The sequence below is a fragment of the Pseudomonas sp. 9.1(2019) genome (assembly GCF_009910445.1).
GTDB classification, from domain to species: Bacteria; Pseudomonadota; Gammaproteobacteria; order Pseudomonadales; family Pseudomonadaceae; genus Aquipseudomonas; species Aquipseudomonas paraversuta.
In genome coordinates, this window is the sequence record NZ_VBWF01000008.1 from 15,738 (window position 1) to 31,432 (window position 15,695).

Sequence of the window (15,695 nt, forward strand, 5' to 3'; positions counted from 1 at the left end):
CGCGAGCTCTTGATCACGCAAAGCTCGCGAGCAAGCTCGCTCCTACGGGTTTTTGGATGTGCCTGTTACTATGGCCGCCCCTGTTTTCTGGAAGTTGTCTGGATGAGCAAGCCCGGTCAATTAGTGCTGATCGCACTGCGCAAAATGATTGCCTCAGGCGAGCTTGCCGCGGGCGAGCGCCTGATGGAAATCCCTACCGCTGAATTGTTCGGTGTGTCCCGGATGCCGGTGCGCATGGCGTTTCGCACCCTGGAGCAGGAAGGCTTGCTGGTGCGTTTTGGCGGTCGCGGCTTTCAGGTGCGCTCGGTGAGTGCCGATGATATTGCCGGCGCGGTAGAGGTGCGCGGTGTGCTGGAAGGGTTGGCGGCCCGTCAGACTGCCGAGCGCGGGTTGTCGGCCGAAGGGCGCAAAGTCCTCGAGCTGTGCCTGATGCAAGGCGATGAGCTGTTCGACAAGGGCTTTGTGACCGAGGACGATCTTGAGATCTATCACGATCTGAACATGCGTTTTCATCAGGTGATCATCGAGGGTAGCCATAACCCGGCGATTGCCGATGCGCTGGCGCGCAATGATCACTTGCCATTTGCTTCGGTGACCGCGCTGGCGGTCGATCGCAAGGACATGGTGCGCGAGTACCGGCGTTTCAACTACGCGCACATGCAGCACCACTCGGTGTTCGATGCCCTGGTCAGTGGCCAGGGTGCCCGCGCCGAAGCCATCATGCGCGAGCACGCCAACGCAACTTTGCGCTATGCCGAAATATTTGGCTCGGCGGTGGCCAGTGAGCGGATGAAAGTGATTCACCGCCCGGACTGAGTTCAGATATCCAGCACCAGCAGCGGCGATTTCGAGCGTGAGCAGCAGGGTGTGAACTGATCGTTGCAGGCTTGCTCCTGCTCGGTGAGGAACATGTCGCGGTGATCCGGTACACCTTCAAGTACACGGGTCAGGCAGGTTCCGCAGACGCCCTGTTCGCAAGACATGGGGATGTCGATGCCATGGCTTTCCAGAACCTGGACCACGGTTTTGTCGGCCGGAATCTCGAATACCTGGCCGCTGCTGCCCAGCTTGACGGAAAAACTGCCGTCGTTGCTGCTGTCCATCGGTGCTGCAGCGAAGTACTCGCGGTGCAGCGCCGCTTCCTCCCAGCCCTGGGCCCGGGCGCTGTCCAGAATGTGCTGCATGAAGCCTCCCGGGCCGCATACATAGAGGTGGGTGTCGAGCTGTGGGTCGGCCAGTACCCGGACGGCGTTCAGGGCGGTTTCGGGCTGTTCGTCGAAGTGCAGAAACACCCGGTCAGCGAAAGGCGAATTGCGCAGGCGCTCAACAAAGGCGGCGCGAGTACTGGAGCGTGCGCAGTAATGCAGTTCGAAATCTGCACCGCTATGGGCCAGGCGCTCGGCCATGCACAGAATCGGGGTAATCCCGATCCCGCCGGCGAACAGCAGGCTGCGGCGGGCATCGTGGGTCAGTGCGAACAAATTGCGCGGCTCGCTGATGCGCAGGCGGTCGCCGGGCTTGATCTGTTCGTGCAGGCTTTGCGAACCGCCCCGTGAAGCCGGGTCCTTGAGCACGCCGATCACATAGCGATGGCGCTCGTCGGGATGGTTGCACAGGGAGTACTGACGGATCAGCCCGCCGGGCAGATGCACATCAATATGTGCGCCGGCGCTGAACCCGGGCAGGGCGCAGTCATCGATACTGGCCAGCTCATAGCTGCAGATGTCCTGCGCTTCGTTTTTGCGTGAAATCACCACCACATCAATCATGCCGGTTCCTTGCTCTTATGGGGGAGGCTGGCACGGCAGCGGCTGCCGTGCGCGGGTTTTACTGTGCGCTGGCGATCAGTTGCGGTTCGGGGGAGTGTTCGCTGGCGATGATGCGCTCCAGTACCCGGCGTGACTGCACACCGCCCGAGTCGATATTGAGTTTGAGCAGGGCGCGGTGTGGATGGTCCAGCAGGTTTTGTTGCTGGCGCTCGAGCATCTCCAGGTCTTCGCTGAAGATCTGCCCCTGACCTTCGCGGATCGTATCGGTGAGGGCCTGGTCCTGGGGGTTGAAATTGCGCGCCATGCCCCAGAAGTACCAGATCGAGGTTTCGGTTTCGGGGGTGATGAAGTCGACCACGATGCTCGACGCCTTGAACTCGGGGGCTGCGTGATAGCCGCCTTTGCCCGCATGGGCCACGCCCACTTCAATCAAGACATGGCTGGGCGGTGAAAAGCGGCAGATCTGCCAGCGATCAACCAGCACGTCGTCGGCCAGGTTATTACCGCGCAATGCCATGCGCCAGAAGGGCGGGGGCATGATGTTTTCCATGTGCCGCGCAGTGACCACCTCGTGGCCTTCGACGGTGGTGGTCGGGGCAACTTCGTCGATTTCTTTCTGGCCGATGCTGGAAGCGTGGACGTAGGTCTCGTGAGTCAGGTCCATCAGATTGTCGATCATCAGGCGATAATCGCAATTGATATGAAACAGCCCGCCGCCGTAGGCCCATTCATCGCTAACCGCCCATTCCAGATGATGGATCAGTGCGGGGTCGGCCAGGTCCTGGTCGCCGGGCCAGACCCAGATAAAGCCATAGCGCTCAACCGCGGCGTAGGTTTTGTTGCACGGAAAACCGCGAACCCGCTGCCCTGGCATCTCCACGGTCTTGCCGTCGCAGCCCATGACCAGGCCGTGATAGCCACATACCAGATTGCCGTTATCGACATAGCCCAAAGACAGCGGAGCGCCGCGATGGGGGCAAAAGTCCTCGACCGCGGCGACCCGGTTTTCCTGGGCGCGATAGAAGACGATTTTTTCACCGCAAATCTGCCGACCCAGGGGTTTGTCGGCAATTTCATCTGGGGTGCACGCGACGTACCAAGTGTTTTTTGGGTACATGACCAATCTCCAAATCAGGTGTTATTGATTTTATGGATCCATTAGTAATCGGCTGTGCCTATGTGGTCAATGTTGTTTGGCATTAATAGCCGATTATCGAACGGTTAATTGGAGTGTTGGGCTTTAATGGATCCATTGGACGATATTCAGGCCTTGGATACATTCTGTAAGCATTGCCGTTTGCACTGCTGCGACCGGGTTGTCAGGCTCGCGTGCAAATCGGTCTCTCCTGCGCCAGAGTGCGCGAGTCAGACGTACAGGCTTATGGCAGGGGGAAACATGTTTCATCTCATCACCGCGATCATTGCTCTTTATGTGATCTGGCGCTTTGTCCGGCTGCTCTCCGTGGGCCGGGCGGGCAAGATCGGGCTGGGTGTTCTGCTGCTGTTGATCGCCGAGCACCACCTTGTCACCCGTACCTTCTTTGGCAGCATGGCGTCCCCCGAGGTGCCGGGTCAGGTGCTTGTGGTGTTGGGGTGGGCATTTGCCAGCCTGATACTGCTGGCGCTGCTGCTGTTGATCCGGGATCTGGTGGGCATTGTGGTCTGGGCCCTGCGGGGTAGAACCGGGCGGGTCTTGCTGGGCGGCAGTCGCCTGGGGATTGCCCTTGGCCTGATCAGCACGGGTCTGTCGGCTGTGGGTGTGTGGCAGGCGATTCGTGTGCCGGACGTCAAAACCATGGAGATCGTTTTGCCACGTCTGCCTGCAGAGCTCGACGGGTTGCGTATTGTGCAGCTCACCGACCTGCATGCCAGCCGATTGTTGCAGGCTCCCTGGCTCCAGGCCGTGGTGGACAAAACCAATGCACTGAAACCGGACCTGATCCTGATCACCGGCGACCTGGTGGACGGTTCGCCCCGGGCCAGGGTCGACGACGTACAGCCGCTCAAGGATCTGCGGGCACGTTATGGTGTGTTTGCCATCCCGGGTAACCACGAGTACTACGTCGACTACGTGCACTGGCTGCCGGCCTTTGAGCATCTTGGTTTGCATATGCTGCTCAACGAGCATGTGCTGATCACCCATAACGGGCGCGATCTGGTACTGGCCGGGGTCACCGACAAAGCGGCGCAACCGTTCAAGTTGCCGGAGCCGGACATCATCAAGGCCCTCAAAGGCGCTCCGGCGGGTGATCCGGTCATATTGCTCAGCCATCGCCCGGGCGGTGCACTGGTCAACGCGGGGCAGGGCGTTGACCTGCAACTGTCGGGGCACACCCATGGCGGGCAAATACTGGGTCCGCATCTGATTGCGAAGTGGGCTAACGAAGGCTTCGTCTCGGGGCTGTATGCAGTGGCCGGCATGCAGTTGTATGTGAGTAACGGCACGGGTTTGTGGAATGGTTTCCCGGTTCGACTGGGGCGGCCATCGGAAATCACCGAGATCGTATTGCGTGCACCGAAGGTGCAGCCGGAGTGAGGGGATCTGAGCGCAGGGAAACTCGTAGAGAGCCGTGATACATCAAACGGATATGTACGCGGTGGGATCTATAGATCTACCGGGTACATATCCATTACAGGCGTTTAACTGAAATATAGATTTCGCCCTTACGGCGAGTCCCTTTTGGCAAACGCCCCAAAAGGAACCAAAAGGTCTGCGCCCTACCATACGGCCGAGCTCGCCTAGGCTCGCCCGGTGCCCTCACTCCGGCGCTGTTGTGGGGGCACGCCGTGACGGGCCATCCATGGCCCGGCACGGCTGGCTCGGCGTCCTGCCTCGCCACCCCCACAACAGCACCTGCGTTCGGCCTTCTGTGATGGGCATGCGCGTCGTTCCGACTATCCAGTGGCGGCAGGGGCCTCGTTTTTAAAAAGCAAAAAGCAAAACAGCGACTACAAGGTCGTTTTTGATCTGCTTTTGATCTGCTTTTGATCTGCTTTTGATCTGCTTTTGATTTGTTTTTGATTTGTTTTTGATCTTGATCTACTGGCCCCTTCGGGAGGCCGAGAGGAGGTTCTGCGTAGTGGTCCTCCCGGCATGGATGCCGGGAGAGCCGTGTTGGGCCATGGATGGCCCGTCACGGCGTGGCCACGGAGCGGGACCGGAGCGAGGGAACCTGAGCGCAGCGAAGGCCGTACGCTGGGGCAAGGCCTTTTTGGTTCCTTTTGTGGCTGTTTGACAAAAGGGACTCGCCGTAAGGGCGAAACCCGTAAAAAGCCGTGATACATAGAACGGATATGTACGCTCAGTTTTAACTGCAGTACCGCGTACATATCCGTTACAGGGGTTTAACTGAAATATCGGTTTCGCTCTTACAGCGAGTCCCTTTTGGCAAACGCCCCAAAAGGAACCAAAAAGTCTGCGCCCTACCATACGGCCGAGCTCGCCCAGGCTCGCCCGGTGCCCTCACTCCGGCGCTGTTGTGGGGGCACGCCGTGACGGGCCATCCATGGCCCGGCACGGCTGGCTCGGCGTCCTGCCTCGCCACCCCCACAACAGCACCTGCGTTCGGCCTCCTGTGATGGGCGTCTGCGTTGCACCGACTATCGAGTGGCGGCAGAGGCATCTGCTTTAAAAGCAAAAAGCAAAAAGCAAAAACTGGCCCCAGCACCTAACCTTGATCTTGAACGTGGCCGCACCCCTAGGGGTGCGGCCAAATGTCCCGGGGGGGTATTTCAATGTGCTCCAACCGGCATCACAGAAGTCTATAGAATGCCGCCCCGTTGGTTCAGCCCCGACGCTTTCAGATGGCACCTGTTGTGCATACAACAAGGAGCATCAGCAAGACCGGATCCTGAACCTGTCATACCATCGCTAGCGAGTAGTTCACCCCTTAAATGAGCAACCCCACTTCTGCATCCCGCGCAAACTGGCAACCTGTCATCGCACTGGCTCTGGCCGCGTTCGTGTTCAATACCACCGAATTTGTCCCGGTCGGGCTGCTGAGCGCAATTGGCGCCAGCTTCGACATGACCACCGCCAGCGTCGGGCTGATGCTCACCATTTATGCCTGGGTGGTGTCCCTGGCTTCGCTGCCGATCATGCTGCTGACCCGCAACGTGGAACGCCGCAAGTTGCTGCTGGTGCTGTTCGGGCTGTTTATCCTCAGTCATGTGCTGTCGAGCCTGGCCACCAACTTCGGCATTTTATTACTCAGCCGAATAGGGGTAGCGTTGTCTCACGCCCTGTTCTGGTCAATTACCGCCTCCCTGGCCGTGCGTCTGGCACCCGAGGGCAAGCAGGTTCAGGCCCTGGGTTTGCTGGCCACCGGTACCTCGCTGGCAATGGTGCTGGGTGTGCCCCTCGGTCGTTTACTGGGTGAGGCCATGGGCTGGCGCACCACGTTTATCGTGATTGCCGGGCTGGCCGGGTTGTTGGTGTTGTGGTTGACCCGCACATTGCCCCTGCTGCCAAGCCAGAACTCGGGCTCGCTCAGAAGCCTGCCGATTCTGTTCAAGCGTCCGGCGCTGGTGGCGATCTATGTGCTGACGGCAGTGGTGGTGACTGCGCAGTTCACGGCCTATAGCTACATCGAACCCTTTGTTCAGGGCGTAGCGGGCATGAGTGGCAGCATGGTGACGTTGGTCCTGTTGCTGTTCGGTGGCGCAGGGATCATTGGCTCCCTGTGTTTCAGCTGGTTCCACAAGCACAACCCGCAGCGATTCTTGCTCGGTGCTGTGGCTTTGCTGACGCTTTGCCTGTTGCTGCTGCTGCCTGCCAGCGGCTGGATTGAGTCCCTGGGAGTGCTGAGCATTTTCTGGGGCATGGCGATCATGGGCTTCGGCCTGGCGTTGCAGTCCAAGGTGCTGACCCTGGCGCCAGATGCGACAGACGTGGCGATGGCGATGTTTTCGGGAATTTACAACATCGGTATCGGTGGCGGTGCGCTGCTGGGCAGTTATGTCGGTGGCCATCTGGGCTTTGCCTGGATCGGCCTGGTGGGCGGTGCGCTGGCAGGCCTGGCGCTGGCGTTGTACAGCTGGTCACTGTATCGGATCAGCCGCTCGGTCACGCCGGGCTGAGCAATGCCGGTATCTGACGCAGCCCCTGCGTCAGATACCGGTGAGGATTTAAACGGCGCTCAGGTGTTCATAGAGGATCGTTGCACCCACGATAATCAGCACCACGCCACCGACGATTTCCGCACGCTTGCCCACCAGACTGCCGAGTGCTCGCCCCAACATGGTGCCGATGATCACCATGGTCATGGTGGCCAGACCAATGGCCGCGGCGGCCATCCAGATATTCACGTCGACAAATGCCAGGCCAACCCCGACCGCCAGCGCGTCAATGCTGGTGGCGATGGCGGTGATCACCAGAATCCAGAATGAGTGCTGCGACGGTTTCTCTTCGGCTTCTTCATCATCGGGCTTGACCCCGTTGTAGATCATGTACAGACCCAGACCCAGCAACAGGGTGAAGGCGATCCAGTGATCCCATTGGGTGACATAGCTACTGGCGGCGTTGCCGATGGCCCAGCCGATTACGGGGGTGATGGCTTCAATCACGCCGAAGATAAGGCCGGTGCGCAGGGCTTCTGTGAAACGCGGTTTGTGCAGACTGGAGCCTTTGCCGATGGCTGCCGCGAAGGCATCTGTCGACATGGCGAAAGCGAGGAGAATCAGGGCAATCGGGTTCATGTTTATTATCCAGTCGGGCTCAAGACAACGGCATAACACTGTGCGCCCGACTTCAGCACAGGTATGTCGTTGGTCTCGCAAATCCAGACGGATGCCATGGCCACGGCAGGTTGCCGAGAATGTTGACCAGAGCGCCGCCACAAGCGTGACGGCCAGCTACTCCCCAAAGAGGCGCGCAGGATAGCAGCTGCATGTGAAAAAAAGGTGAAATCCTTGATTGCCCTTGCCTACTGCAGGAGCGAGGTTGGGGGTCGCAGGAGGCATTTCTGTAATTTGATGCAGACCTGTTTCAGGACCGTGCGGTGCAGGATTTTGTGTGGTCGCGCCAGGCTGATTACCTCTGTAGGAGCGAGCTTGCTCGCGAGCTTTTTCAAGATCAAAAGCTCGCGAGACAAGCTCGCTCCTACAGGTTGGGGGTCGCAGGAGGCATTTCTGTAATTTGATGCAGACCTGTTTCAGGGCCGTGCGGTGCAGGATTTTGTGTGGCCGCGCCAAGCTGAGCACCTCCCTCTGTAGGAGCGAGCTTGTCTCGCGAGCTTTTCAAGATCTAAAGCTCGCTCCTACAGGTTGGTGTTCGCTGGAGGCATTTCTGTGGCTTGATCCAGGCCTGTTTCAATGCCGCAGGGGGTTGAAGCGCGGGTCTTTGAGCCATTCCTGCAATTCAAGTTCGGCCTGTTCCAGGGCTGTGCGGTTCAGCAGTTTGCGCAACAGTGCCACGTTGACCGCCCTCGAACGCAGGTTAAAGGCCGGGCTGCTGTCACTGTCGGTGCCGGGCTGGCGCACGCCGAGCTTTTCATACAGTTGTTGCAGGCGGTTTTGCACGCTGCGCAACGACAGGTTGCGACGTTGGGCGATGATCCGGTCTGTCAGGCCCAGGGCGATATCCTGCAATACTTCGTATTCGGTATCGGTCAGACCAAGCAGGTGATTCTGGCTCTTTTGCTGCACTCCGCGCACTTCACGATCGATCACGCACTGCTGCTCGATAAACAGGCTGCGCAGTGCCAGCCGCAGGCGATCCTCGGAGGCTGTCTTGAGGATATAACCATACGCCGCACCCTCGGGAACGATGCGTGAGATACCCCGCACATAGGCTTCGTCGGCGTAGTTGGACCAGAACATGATTGAGGTGTGGGGACGCTCGCGCCAGATCGCCCGTGCAGCTTCGACCCCGGTGCGTTTTGGCATCTGCAGATCCATGACCACCGAGGTAATGGCAAATTCATGGGCCAGCCGCTCGCCCACCAGGCCATCCTCGGCTTCATGCAGGCGCTCGCATTCTGGCAGCGCCCCCTCGATCACCTCCCTGAAAAAGGCACGGTGCACCGGGTCGTCTTCGATCAACAGGATTTGCATGGTGTTCTCTCTACCTATTGGGCCCGGTCCGGCAATGGCAGGCTGACCTGGACGCAGGTGCCTTTGTTGTCGGGACCTTTCTCGATCTGCACCTGCGCGCCAAGCAGTTGAGCGCGTATGCGCATGTTTTTGATACCGCCGGTTTCCAGTCGATTGAGGCTGTCCAGCCCGGGGCCGTCGTCGACAATGGTCAGTTGCAAGTGGCTGCCATAGACGGTGATCTCGACAATTATCACATTGGGTGCCGCGTGCTTTATCGCATTATTGACCGCTTCCTGAATGATGCGGAACAGCGCGATCTGCTGGGGTTCGGCCAGGTCGTTGGCCCGCCCGCCGGTGTTGTCCCGCAGGCGGGTGACAATCTCCAGACCACTGTTGCGCACGCTGCGCAGCAGCAGGTCCTCCAGCCCCTCGACAAACCCGAACAGCTGCAACACGGTGGGTTTGACCGCATCAATGATCAGTCTCAATTCCTGCATGCTTTCTTGCAGGGCCTGGCCGACCGGGGCCAGTTCTGCTGCCGGGATCTGGTCCAGCAGTTGCAGGCGGGCGATACGCCGGTGCAGACGGGTCATATCGGCCAGGGTCTGGTCGTGCAGGTCCATGCCGATGCGCTGGCGCTCGTTTTCCAGCTCTTCGGTCAGGCGCAGTGCCCCCAGGCGCAGGCCTTCTTCGCGGGCACGGATCTGCGCCTCGGCGATTGCCATATGTTTGGCCTGTTCGGTCTGGCGCAGGGCATACAGATAGGACGCCAGCAGATCAGCCACATGCTGGGTGTGGCGTACATCATCCAGGGTATAGAAGTTGGCGGCGTGGGTGGAGCAACTCAGGGCGCCGATCACTTCACCCCGGGCGCGCAGCGGGACGTGCAGGCGGCTGCGTAAATTGGCATCGAAAATCGGGTGATTGAGGGCGCCGGGGAACTGGAAGCGCTGGTCGTTCATCGCATCGTCGCTGAGGATATAGGGCTCCATCCCCAGCAACAGCGCGCGAATCGGACTTCGGGTAATGGCCAGCGGATGAAAGGCAAAATCGCTCCAGGAGGTGTGCAGACCCGTTTCATATGCCGACAGGTGACTGTCGTCATCCAGCAGCAGGCTGACGTCAAGATGATCGTGGGGCAGGATAAAACGGATCTCTTCGGATACCGCATCGATCATCGACTGAAAGTCCAGGCGCCCGGCCAGTGCGCGGGAAATCCCGAGAAAATGATGCAACACGTTTTCTGCCGCGATGGGGACTCTTTGGGTCATGGCCTGCAATCCGTCAGAGGCGCACCCGCTGGCGGCCCGATATCCGAGTATGACCCAAAGCGCTCAGCGGCCAGGGGCAAAAACCCTGCATATTTGCGCGTTTCTTTTGCGGGATCCCGCAGGTTATTTGCGCGCAAAGGGTATCAAGTGTGCATCAACGCCCCAGACAGAGCCCCGTGGCCCGATCAGACTGAGGGTGTCAATTAGCCCACAAAAATAATAAGGGTCATGTCATGGAACGTCACACGCTGCGTTGCGCCTTGCTGTCCACTGCATTGCTGATTACCCCCTTCATGCACGCCCAGGCCGACACGGCCGACAAAACCATCGCGCTGTCCAATAACTATGCCGGCAACTCCTGGCGCCAGAGCATGCTCAACAGTTGGCAACAGACCACTGAGCAGGCGGTCAAGGACGGGGTCATTGCCGGGGCGGACTCGTTCACCACAGCGGAGAACCAGGCCACTGAACAGGCGGCGCAGATCCAGAACCTGATCCTGCAGGGCTACAACGCCATCGTGATCAATGCGGCTTCGCCCACCGCACTGAACGGCGCAGTCAAGCAGGCCTGCGATGCGGGAATTGTCGTGGTGTCTTTCGACGGCATCGTCACTGAACCCTGTGCCTACAGAATTTCCATGGACTTCAAGCAAAGCGGTCTGGATGGCATGGACTATCTGGCCAAGCGCTTCCCGGACGGGGCTAATGTGCTGGAAGTGCGCGGCCTGGCCGGGGTCTCGGTGGACGGGATGATCCACTCCGGGGTCGTCGCCGGCGCGAGCAAGCATCCGCAGTTGAAGGTCGTAGGCTCGGTCAACGGCAACTGGTCGCAGACCGCGGCGCAAAAAGCCGTGGCGGGGATCTTGCCCAGCTTGCCGAAAATCGATGCGGTGGTGACCCAGGGCGATGACGGCTTCGGGGTGGCCCAGGCCTTTACCGCAGCGGGTCGGCCATTGCCGGTGATCATTTTCGGTAACCGCGAAGAAGAACTGGCGTGGTGGAAAAAACAGAAAGACGCCAACGGCTACCAGTCGTTCTCGATCTCCAGCGCGCCGAGCATCTCCAGCCTGTCGTTCTGGGTTGCCCAGCAGTTGCTCGATGGCAAACAGTTGCCCCATGACCTGCTGTCGCCCGCGATCAGCGTCACCCAGGACACCCTCGAAAGCTCGCTCAAAGGCCTGGAGAAGGGCGGGATCGTGAGTCAGGTGTACAGCGTCGACGACGTTGCCCAACTGAAGAGCCCTGCACCTCAATAAGCCTGGCCGGGGAAGGAGAGCGCAATGACAGTTACTCAAGCAGCGCTGGTTGACCTCAAGGGGGTCGGCAAGCGTTTTGGCGCCGTGCGCGCACTTAATGACGTAGATCTGACGTTTCGTCCCGGTGAGTGTCTGGGGCTGATCGGTCACAACGGCGCGGGCAAGTCGACCCTGATGCATATTCTGGCGGGGACCCTGAGTGCCGACAGCGGCACGGTGCTGATGGGCGGTGCCGATGTGCGCAACGGCTACTCGGTACAGGTGGCCCGGCAACACGGGATTCGCTGCGTGTTTCAGGAACTGTCGCTGTGCCCCAACCTGACCGTTGCCGAGAATACCCGGCTGACATGCCCCGGCCTGCGCGGTTTTGGCTGGCGGCGCAAGGCCGGCGCATTGATTGTGGCAACCCTGGACAGCATCTTCCCGGACCACAGGATCAGCCCCGGGGAGGTGGTGGCGGACTTGCCGATCGCCCAACGGCAGATGGTGGAAATCGCCCGTGCTTTTACCTGTGTGGATGAGCATCTGGCGCTGGTGATTCTCGATGAACCCACCTCGTCGCTGGACGCCCGGGTCGCCGGGCAATTGCTGCACCATGTGCGGCGCTATGTCGAAAGCGGCGGCTGCGTGGTGCTGATCAGCCACATTCTGGGGGAGATGCTCGCCACCTGTGACCGGATTGCGGTGATGAGCGATGGCTGTGTGGTGGAGGTACGGGGTGCCAGTGCTTTTACCCATGCTTCGCTGGTGGAGTGCATGGGCACGGTGAGCAAGCCCCAGGATCAGGACCGGGTGTTTGTGTCCAGGCGCGACGGGCAGCCACCGGTGGTCGAACAGTTGCCTGCACGCCAGCAGAACGGGCAGGCAGTGGCCGCCTGGCCGGGTGAAATCGTCGGTCTGGCGGGGCTGGCCGGGCAGGGCCAGAGCCAGTTGCTGGTGCAGTTGCTGCGCGAACGGATTGCCAGCGGGAAGCGAGTGGCCATGGTCGCCGGCGACCGGCAGACCGACGGGGTGTTCAGCCTGTGGTCGATTGCCGAGAACATCAGCATCAGCTCCCTGGCGGCACTCAGGCACGGCCTGTTGATTGATCCGCAGGCAGAGCAGGCCATGGCGGCCAAGTGGCAGCAGCGGATGAACATCCGCACCCCGGACATGAATAATCCGATTCTGTCGCTCTCCGGCGGTAACCAGCAAAAGGCCCTGTTTGCCCGGGCCCTGGCCAGTGACAGCGAGCTGATTCTGATGGATGACCCCATGCGCGGGGTCGATGTCGGCACCAAGCGCGAGGTCTACGCCATCATCAAGGAAGAGGCGGCCCGTGGCCGGACTTTTATCTGGTACTCCACCGAGCTTGAAGAGCTCAATCACTGCGATCACATCTACGTGTTCCGCAACGGCCAGGCGGTGGCGGATCTGCCGCGCAATGAACTGAGTGAAGCGCAAATCCTGCGCAGTTCCTTTCAGGAGGAGGTGGCATGAACGCGCCTCAACCCATGACATTAAAAAAACCGCCCGCGGCCAACACCGTGGACCGCGCAGCCGGGGGGGTGAACCGCGCCCGCTGGTTGCGTAACGCCTTGCCTGCGATTTCCCTGGTGGTGCTGCTGGCGACGATTTTTATCATGCAGCCGCGGGCCATGAGCTACATGGGCATGAATCTGATGCTCAACCTGGCGGTGCCCATCGCCCTGGCCACCATTGCGCAGATGCTGATCATCACGGTCAACGACCTTGATCTATCGCTGGGCAGCTTTATCAGCTTTGTGGCCTGTGTGGCAGCTACCTTGCTCAACGATCATCCGCTGCTGGGATGCCTGGTGCTGTTGGGCTGCATCGGTGTTTACGCGTTGCTCGGGGCGCTGATTCACAGTCGCCGGTTACCGGCGATTGTGGTGACCCTGGGCATGTCGTTCATCTGGGTCGGCGGCGCTGTGCTGTTGCTGCCCGCACCCGGCGGCAGTGCGCCGCAATGGTTGCAGGCGCTGGTCAAAATCAAGACCCCGGTGCTGCCGTTTGCCATTGTGGTGTGCGTGGTACTGGCCGTGGCGGTGCATCTGTTTTTGATGCGCTCCAGGTTTGGTGTGGTCTTGCGTGGCGCTGGCGGGAACCCGCTGGCGATGGCCAAGGCCGGCTGGTCGCTGTTGCGGATCAAGGTCACGCTGTATGCCCTGGCGGGTGGCTTCGGAGTGCTGTCCGGATTGTTTCTGGTGGGCCTGACCACCTCGGCCGACGCCAATATGGCGCTGCGTTACACCTTGCTGTCGATCGCTGGGGTGATTCTGGGCGGTGGTGAGTTTACCGGCGGCCGGGTGTCCCCCATCGGTGCGGTGCTGGGGGCTTTGACCCTGGTGCTGGCCGGCTCGCTACTGTCGTTTATCCGCATTTCCCCCGACTGGCAGATCGGTGCCCAGGGCGCGATCTTGATCCTGGTGCTGGCCCTGCGCACTGCCGTCAATCGTCTGGAGGTACGTCCGGTATGAATCTGCCCATTGCTCTGAACCGTATTCGCAGCAAACCCTGGTTGTGGTCGTTTCTGGCGGCGTTGCTGGTGTGGCTGGCGACCCTGGGGTTTACCGGCGGTGAGGGTGCCGCTGCGCTGACGTCCAGTGCGCTGTCGTTCTCGGCATTTTTTGTCATCGTCGGCGTGGGGCAGATGTTCGTCATCACCACCGGCCCCGGCAATATCGATCTGTCGATTCCGGCCAATATCGCCCTCAGCGCAGCGGTCGGCATGAAGTTGATGGACAGCCAGAACAGCCTGATCGCTTTGGGGCTGGCCGGGGTGCTGGGGATTGGCGTGCTGGTGGGGTGTGCCAACTATGGGCTGATCCGTCTGCTGCGCATCCCGCCGATTATCGCCACCTTGTCGGCGAGCTTTCTGTTGCAGTCCATGGCCATTGCCTACGGCCGCAGCGTGCGAATCGCGCCGCCGGAGCTGTTCTATCAGTTCTCTACCGGCAGGTGGCTGGGCATTCCTTACCTGGCGCTGGCGGTTGCCTTGTTTACGGTTCTGGCCGGCTACCTGTTGACGCGCACCCGCTATGGGCGCTGGACCCTGGCCATCGGCCAGAATATGCGTGCTGCCGAGCTTGCCGGAGTGCGGGTGGAGCGGGTGCGCTGGGCCACCTATGTGTTGAGTGCGGTGTTTGCCAGTGTCTGCGGGGTACTGCTGGCCGGGTTTTCCGGCGGCGCGTCCCTGAGCATGGGCGAGGAATACCTGCTGGCATCGATTGCGGTGGTGGTGATTGGCGGCACTTCGGTGGCGGGCGGGTTTTCCAATGTGCCGGGGCTGTGGGGGGCGGCACTGTTTCTTTACTTGCTGGTGAGCATGCTCAACACCTTTGGCGCCAGCGCCGGTGTGCGGCTGATTCTCACCGGCGTCATCATAATCGCGGTGATTGCCGCCGTCAGCGGGCGCAAGACGCTGCGCAGCCTTTAAAGGACAGAACCATGAACGATGATATTTACCAGTTTCACGACCAGCGTTTTCGTCGCCTGACCCTGCCCAATACCCAGCTGGAGCGTCTGTACGACAAGTGCCGCTGGGCAGAAGGCCCGGTGTGGTTCAACGACGGCGGCTACCTGTTGTGGAGTGATATTCCCAACCAGCGCATCCTGCGCTGGACTCCGGAGCAGGGGGTTTCGGTATTTCGTCCGGCGTCCAATTTCGCCAATGGCAACACCCGCGACCTGCAGGGGCGACTCGTCACTTGCCAACACGGCACGCGCAGCGTCACCCGCACCGAAGCAGATGGCAGCATCACCACCCTGGCCGATCAGTTTGAAGGCAAACGCCTGAACTCGCCCAACGACGTGGTGGTGCACCGCGATGGCAGTATCTGGTTCACCGATCCCACCTACGGCATCCTCAGCGATTATGAGGGCTACCAGGCCGAGCCCGAGCAGAGCGGGCGCAACGTGTTTCGCATCGACCCCGATACGCTGCACATCACCTGTGTTGCCGATGATTTTGAACAACCCAACGGCCTGGCCTTTGCCCCGGACGGCAAGACCCTTTACATCGCCGACTCCGCCCGCTCCCACGACCCGGATGCGGCCCACCACATCCGCGCCATGACCGTTATCGACAACTGCCGCCTGGGTGAATCAAGGGTGCTGACCCATATTGAACCGGGCATCCCGGACGGCTTGCGGGTTGATGTGCAGGGCAACATCTGGACCAGCGCCGGGGATGGCGTGCAATGCTTTGATGCCAACGGGGTGATGCTGGGCAAAATCCTGCTGCCGGAAACCGTGGCCAACCTGACCTTCGGCGGGCCACGGCGTAACCAGTTGTTCATCACCGCCAATACCTCGCTGTACATGATTCATGTCGCGGTGGCGGGGGCGCAGCGGCCTTGATG

At 60.4% G+C, this 15,695-nt stretch carries 13 protein-coding genes; 8 read left to right on the forward strand and 5 right to left on the reverse strand.

All coding sequences use genetic code 11. The features are described from left to right. Positions 1-102: 102 nt before the first annotated feature. The gene (locus FEZ21_RS12850; protein WP_003444865.1) at positions 103-816 is read left to right on the forward strand and encodes a GntR family transcriptional regulator; all 714 of its coding nucleotides are present in this window, start codon (positions 103-105) and stop codon (positions 814-816) included. A 2-nt stretch (positions 817-818) separates the two neighbouring features. Here the strand turns inward: FEZ21_RS12850 and FEZ21_RS12855 are convergent, their stop codons facing one another. Continuing rightward, positions 819-1,769 carry a PDR/VanB family oxidoreductase gene (locus FEZ21_RS12855; RefSeq protein ID WP_127197084.1) on the reverse strand — a complete coding sequence of 317 codons (951 nt, stop codon included), beginning with the start codon at positions 1,767-1,769 and terminating at the stop codon, positions 819-821. A gap of 58 nt (positions 1,770-1,827) precedes the next feature. Next, positions 1,828-2,886, reverse strand: a complete 1,059-nt coding sequence (locus FEZ21_RS12860; RefSeq protein WP_160627356.1) for an aromatic ring-hydroxylating dioxygenase subunit alpha — start codon at positions 2,884-2,886, stop codon at positions 1,828-1,830. A 279-nt stretch (positions 2,887-3,165) separates the two neighbouring features. On the opposite strand from FEZ21_RS12860, the gene FEZ21_RS12865 reads away from it, so the two are divergent. Next, positions 3,166-4,305: a metallophosphoesterase gene (locus FEZ21_RS12865; RefSeq protein ID WP_160627358.1), complete on the forward strand. Its 1,140-nt coding sequence runs from the start codon at positions 3,166-3,168 to the stop codon at positions 4,303-4,305. A gap of 1,358 nt (positions 4,306-5,663) precedes the next feature. Next, positions 5,664-6,848, forward strand: coding sequence for a sugar transporter (locus FEZ21_RS12870; RefSeq protein ID WP_003444849.1), 1,185 nt, complete (start codon positions 5,664-5,666; stop codon positions 6,846-6,848). A 48-nt stretch (positions 6,849-6,896) separates the two neighbouring features. Here the strand turns inward: FEZ21_RS12870 and mntP are convergent, their stop codons facing one another. The 3 genes from mntP to FEZ21_RS12885 form a co-directional block, all read right to left on the reverse strand. After that, positions 6,897-7,466: a manganese efflux pump MntP gene (mntP, locus tag FEZ21_RS12875; protein WP_010657246.1), complete on the reverse strand. Its 570-nt coding sequence runs from the start codon at positions 7,464-7,466 to the stop codon at positions 6,897-6,899. 612 nt (positions 7,467-8,078) lie between these two features. After that, positions 8,079-8,822 (reverse strand): response regulator transcription factor, encoded by a 744-nt coding sequence (locus tag FEZ21_RS12880; protein WP_003444841.1) that lies wholly within the window; start codon positions 8,820-8,822, stop codon positions 8,079-8,081. A 14-nt stretch (positions 8,823-8,836) separates the two neighbouring features. Then, a complete protein-coding gene (locus tag FEZ21_RS12885; RefSeq protein WP_160627360.1) occupies positions 8,837-10,075 on the reverse strand; it encodes a GAF domain-containing sensor histidine kinase in 1,239 nt (412 codons plus the stop codon). Positions 10,076-10,308: 233 nt separating this feature from the next. Between FEZ21_RS12885 and FEZ21_RS12890 the strand changes: the two genes are divergently transcribed. From FEZ21_RS12890 to FEZ21_RS12910, 5 genes are read left to right on the forward strand one after another with little or no spacing between them, the layout of a single operon-like run. After that, positions 10,309-11,331, forward strand: coding sequence for an ABC transporter substrate-binding protein (locus tag FEZ21_RS12890; RefSeq protein ID WP_160627362.1), 1,023 nt, complete (start codon positions 10,309-10,311; stop codon positions 11,329-11,331). 24 nt (positions 11,332-11,355) lie between these two features. After that, positions 11,356-12,810, forward strand: a complete 1,455-nt coding sequence (locus tag FEZ21_RS12895; protein WP_003444825.1) for a sugar ABC transporter ATP-binding protein — start codon at positions 11,356-11,358, stop codon at positions 12,808-12,810. Next, positions 12,807-13,811: an ABC transporter permease gene (locus tag FEZ21_RS12900; protein ID WP_160627364.1), complete on the forward strand. Its 1,005-nt coding sequence runs from the start codon at positions 12,807-12,809 to the stop codon at positions 13,809-13,811. The genes FEZ21_RS12895 and FEZ21_RS12900 overlap by 4 nt, the downstream gene beginning before the upstream one ends. Continuing rightward, positions 13,808-14,770, forward strand: coding sequence for an ABC transporter permease (locus FEZ21_RS12905; protein WP_003444822.1), 963 nt, complete (start codon positions 13,808-13,810; stop codon positions 14,768-14,770). Before FEZ21_RS12900 ends, FEZ21_RS12905 begins: the two co-directional genes overlap by 4 nt. 11 nt (positions 14,771-14,781) lie before the next feature. Beyond that, complete coding sequence (locus FEZ21_RS12910) at positions 14,782-15,693, forward strand: SMP-30/gluconolactonase/LRE family protein (RefSeq protein ID WP_003444819.1); 912 nt, start codon at positions 14,782-14,784, stop codon at positions 15,691-15,693. Positions 15,694-15,695: the final 2 nt, after the last annotated feature.

Excerpts from the sequence above, each read along its gene's own strand:
- FEZ21_RS12905 (WP_003444822.1), top strand. The coding sequence starts at position 13,808 with ATGAATCTGCCCATTGCTCTGAACCGTATTCGCAGCAAACCCTGGTTG.
- FEZ21_RS12860 (WP_160627356.1), bottom strand. The coding sequence starts at position 2,886 with ATGTACCCAAAAAACACTTGGTACGTCGCGTGCACCCCAGATGAAATT.
- FEZ21_RS12855 (WP_127197084.1), bottom strand. The coding sequence starts at position 1,769 with ATGATTGATGTGGTGGTGATTTCACGCAAAAACGAAGCGCAGGACATC.
- FEZ21_RS12880 (WP_003444841.1), bottom strand. The coding sequence starts at position 8,822 with ATGCAAATCCTGTTGATCGAAGACGACCCGGTGCACCGTGCCTTTTTC.
- FEZ21_RS12870 (WP_003444849.1), top strand. The coding sequence starts at position 5,664 with ATGAGCAACCCCACTTCTGCATCCCGCGCAAACTGGCAACCTGTCATC.
- mntP (WP_010657246.1), bottom strand. The coding sequence starts at position 7,466 with ATGAACCCGATTGCCCTGATTCTCCTCGCTTTCGCCATGTCGACAGAT.
- FEZ21_RS12910 (WP_003444819.1), top strand. The coding sequence starts at position 14,782 with ATGAACGATGATATTTACCAGTTTCACGACCAGCGTTTTCGTCGCCTG.
- FEZ21_RS12885 (WP_160627360.1), bottom strand. The coding sequence starts at position 10,075 with ATGACCCAAAGAGTCCCCATCGCGGCAGAAAACGTGTTGCATCATTTT.
- FEZ21_RS12900 (WP_160627364.1), top strand. The coding sequence starts at position 12,807 with ATGAACGCGCCTCAACCCATGACATTAAAAAAACCGCCCGCGGCCAAC.
- FEZ21_RS12850 (WP_003444865.1), top strand. The coding sequence starts at position 103 with ATGAGCAAGCCCGGTCAATTAGTGCTGATCGCACTGCGCAAAATGATT.
- FEZ21_RS12895 (WP_003444825.1), top strand. The coding sequence starts at position 11,356 with ATGACAGTTACTCAAGCAGCGCTGGTTGACCTCAAGGGGGTCGGCAAG.
- FEZ21_RS12890 (WP_160627362.1), top strand. The coding sequence starts at position 10,309 with ATGGAACGTCACACGCTGCGTTGCGCCTTGCTGTCCACTGCATTGCTG.
- FEZ21_RS12865 (WP_160627358.1), top strand. The coding sequence starts at position 3,166 with ATGTTTCATCTCATCACCGCGATCATTGCTCTTTATGTGATCTGGCGC.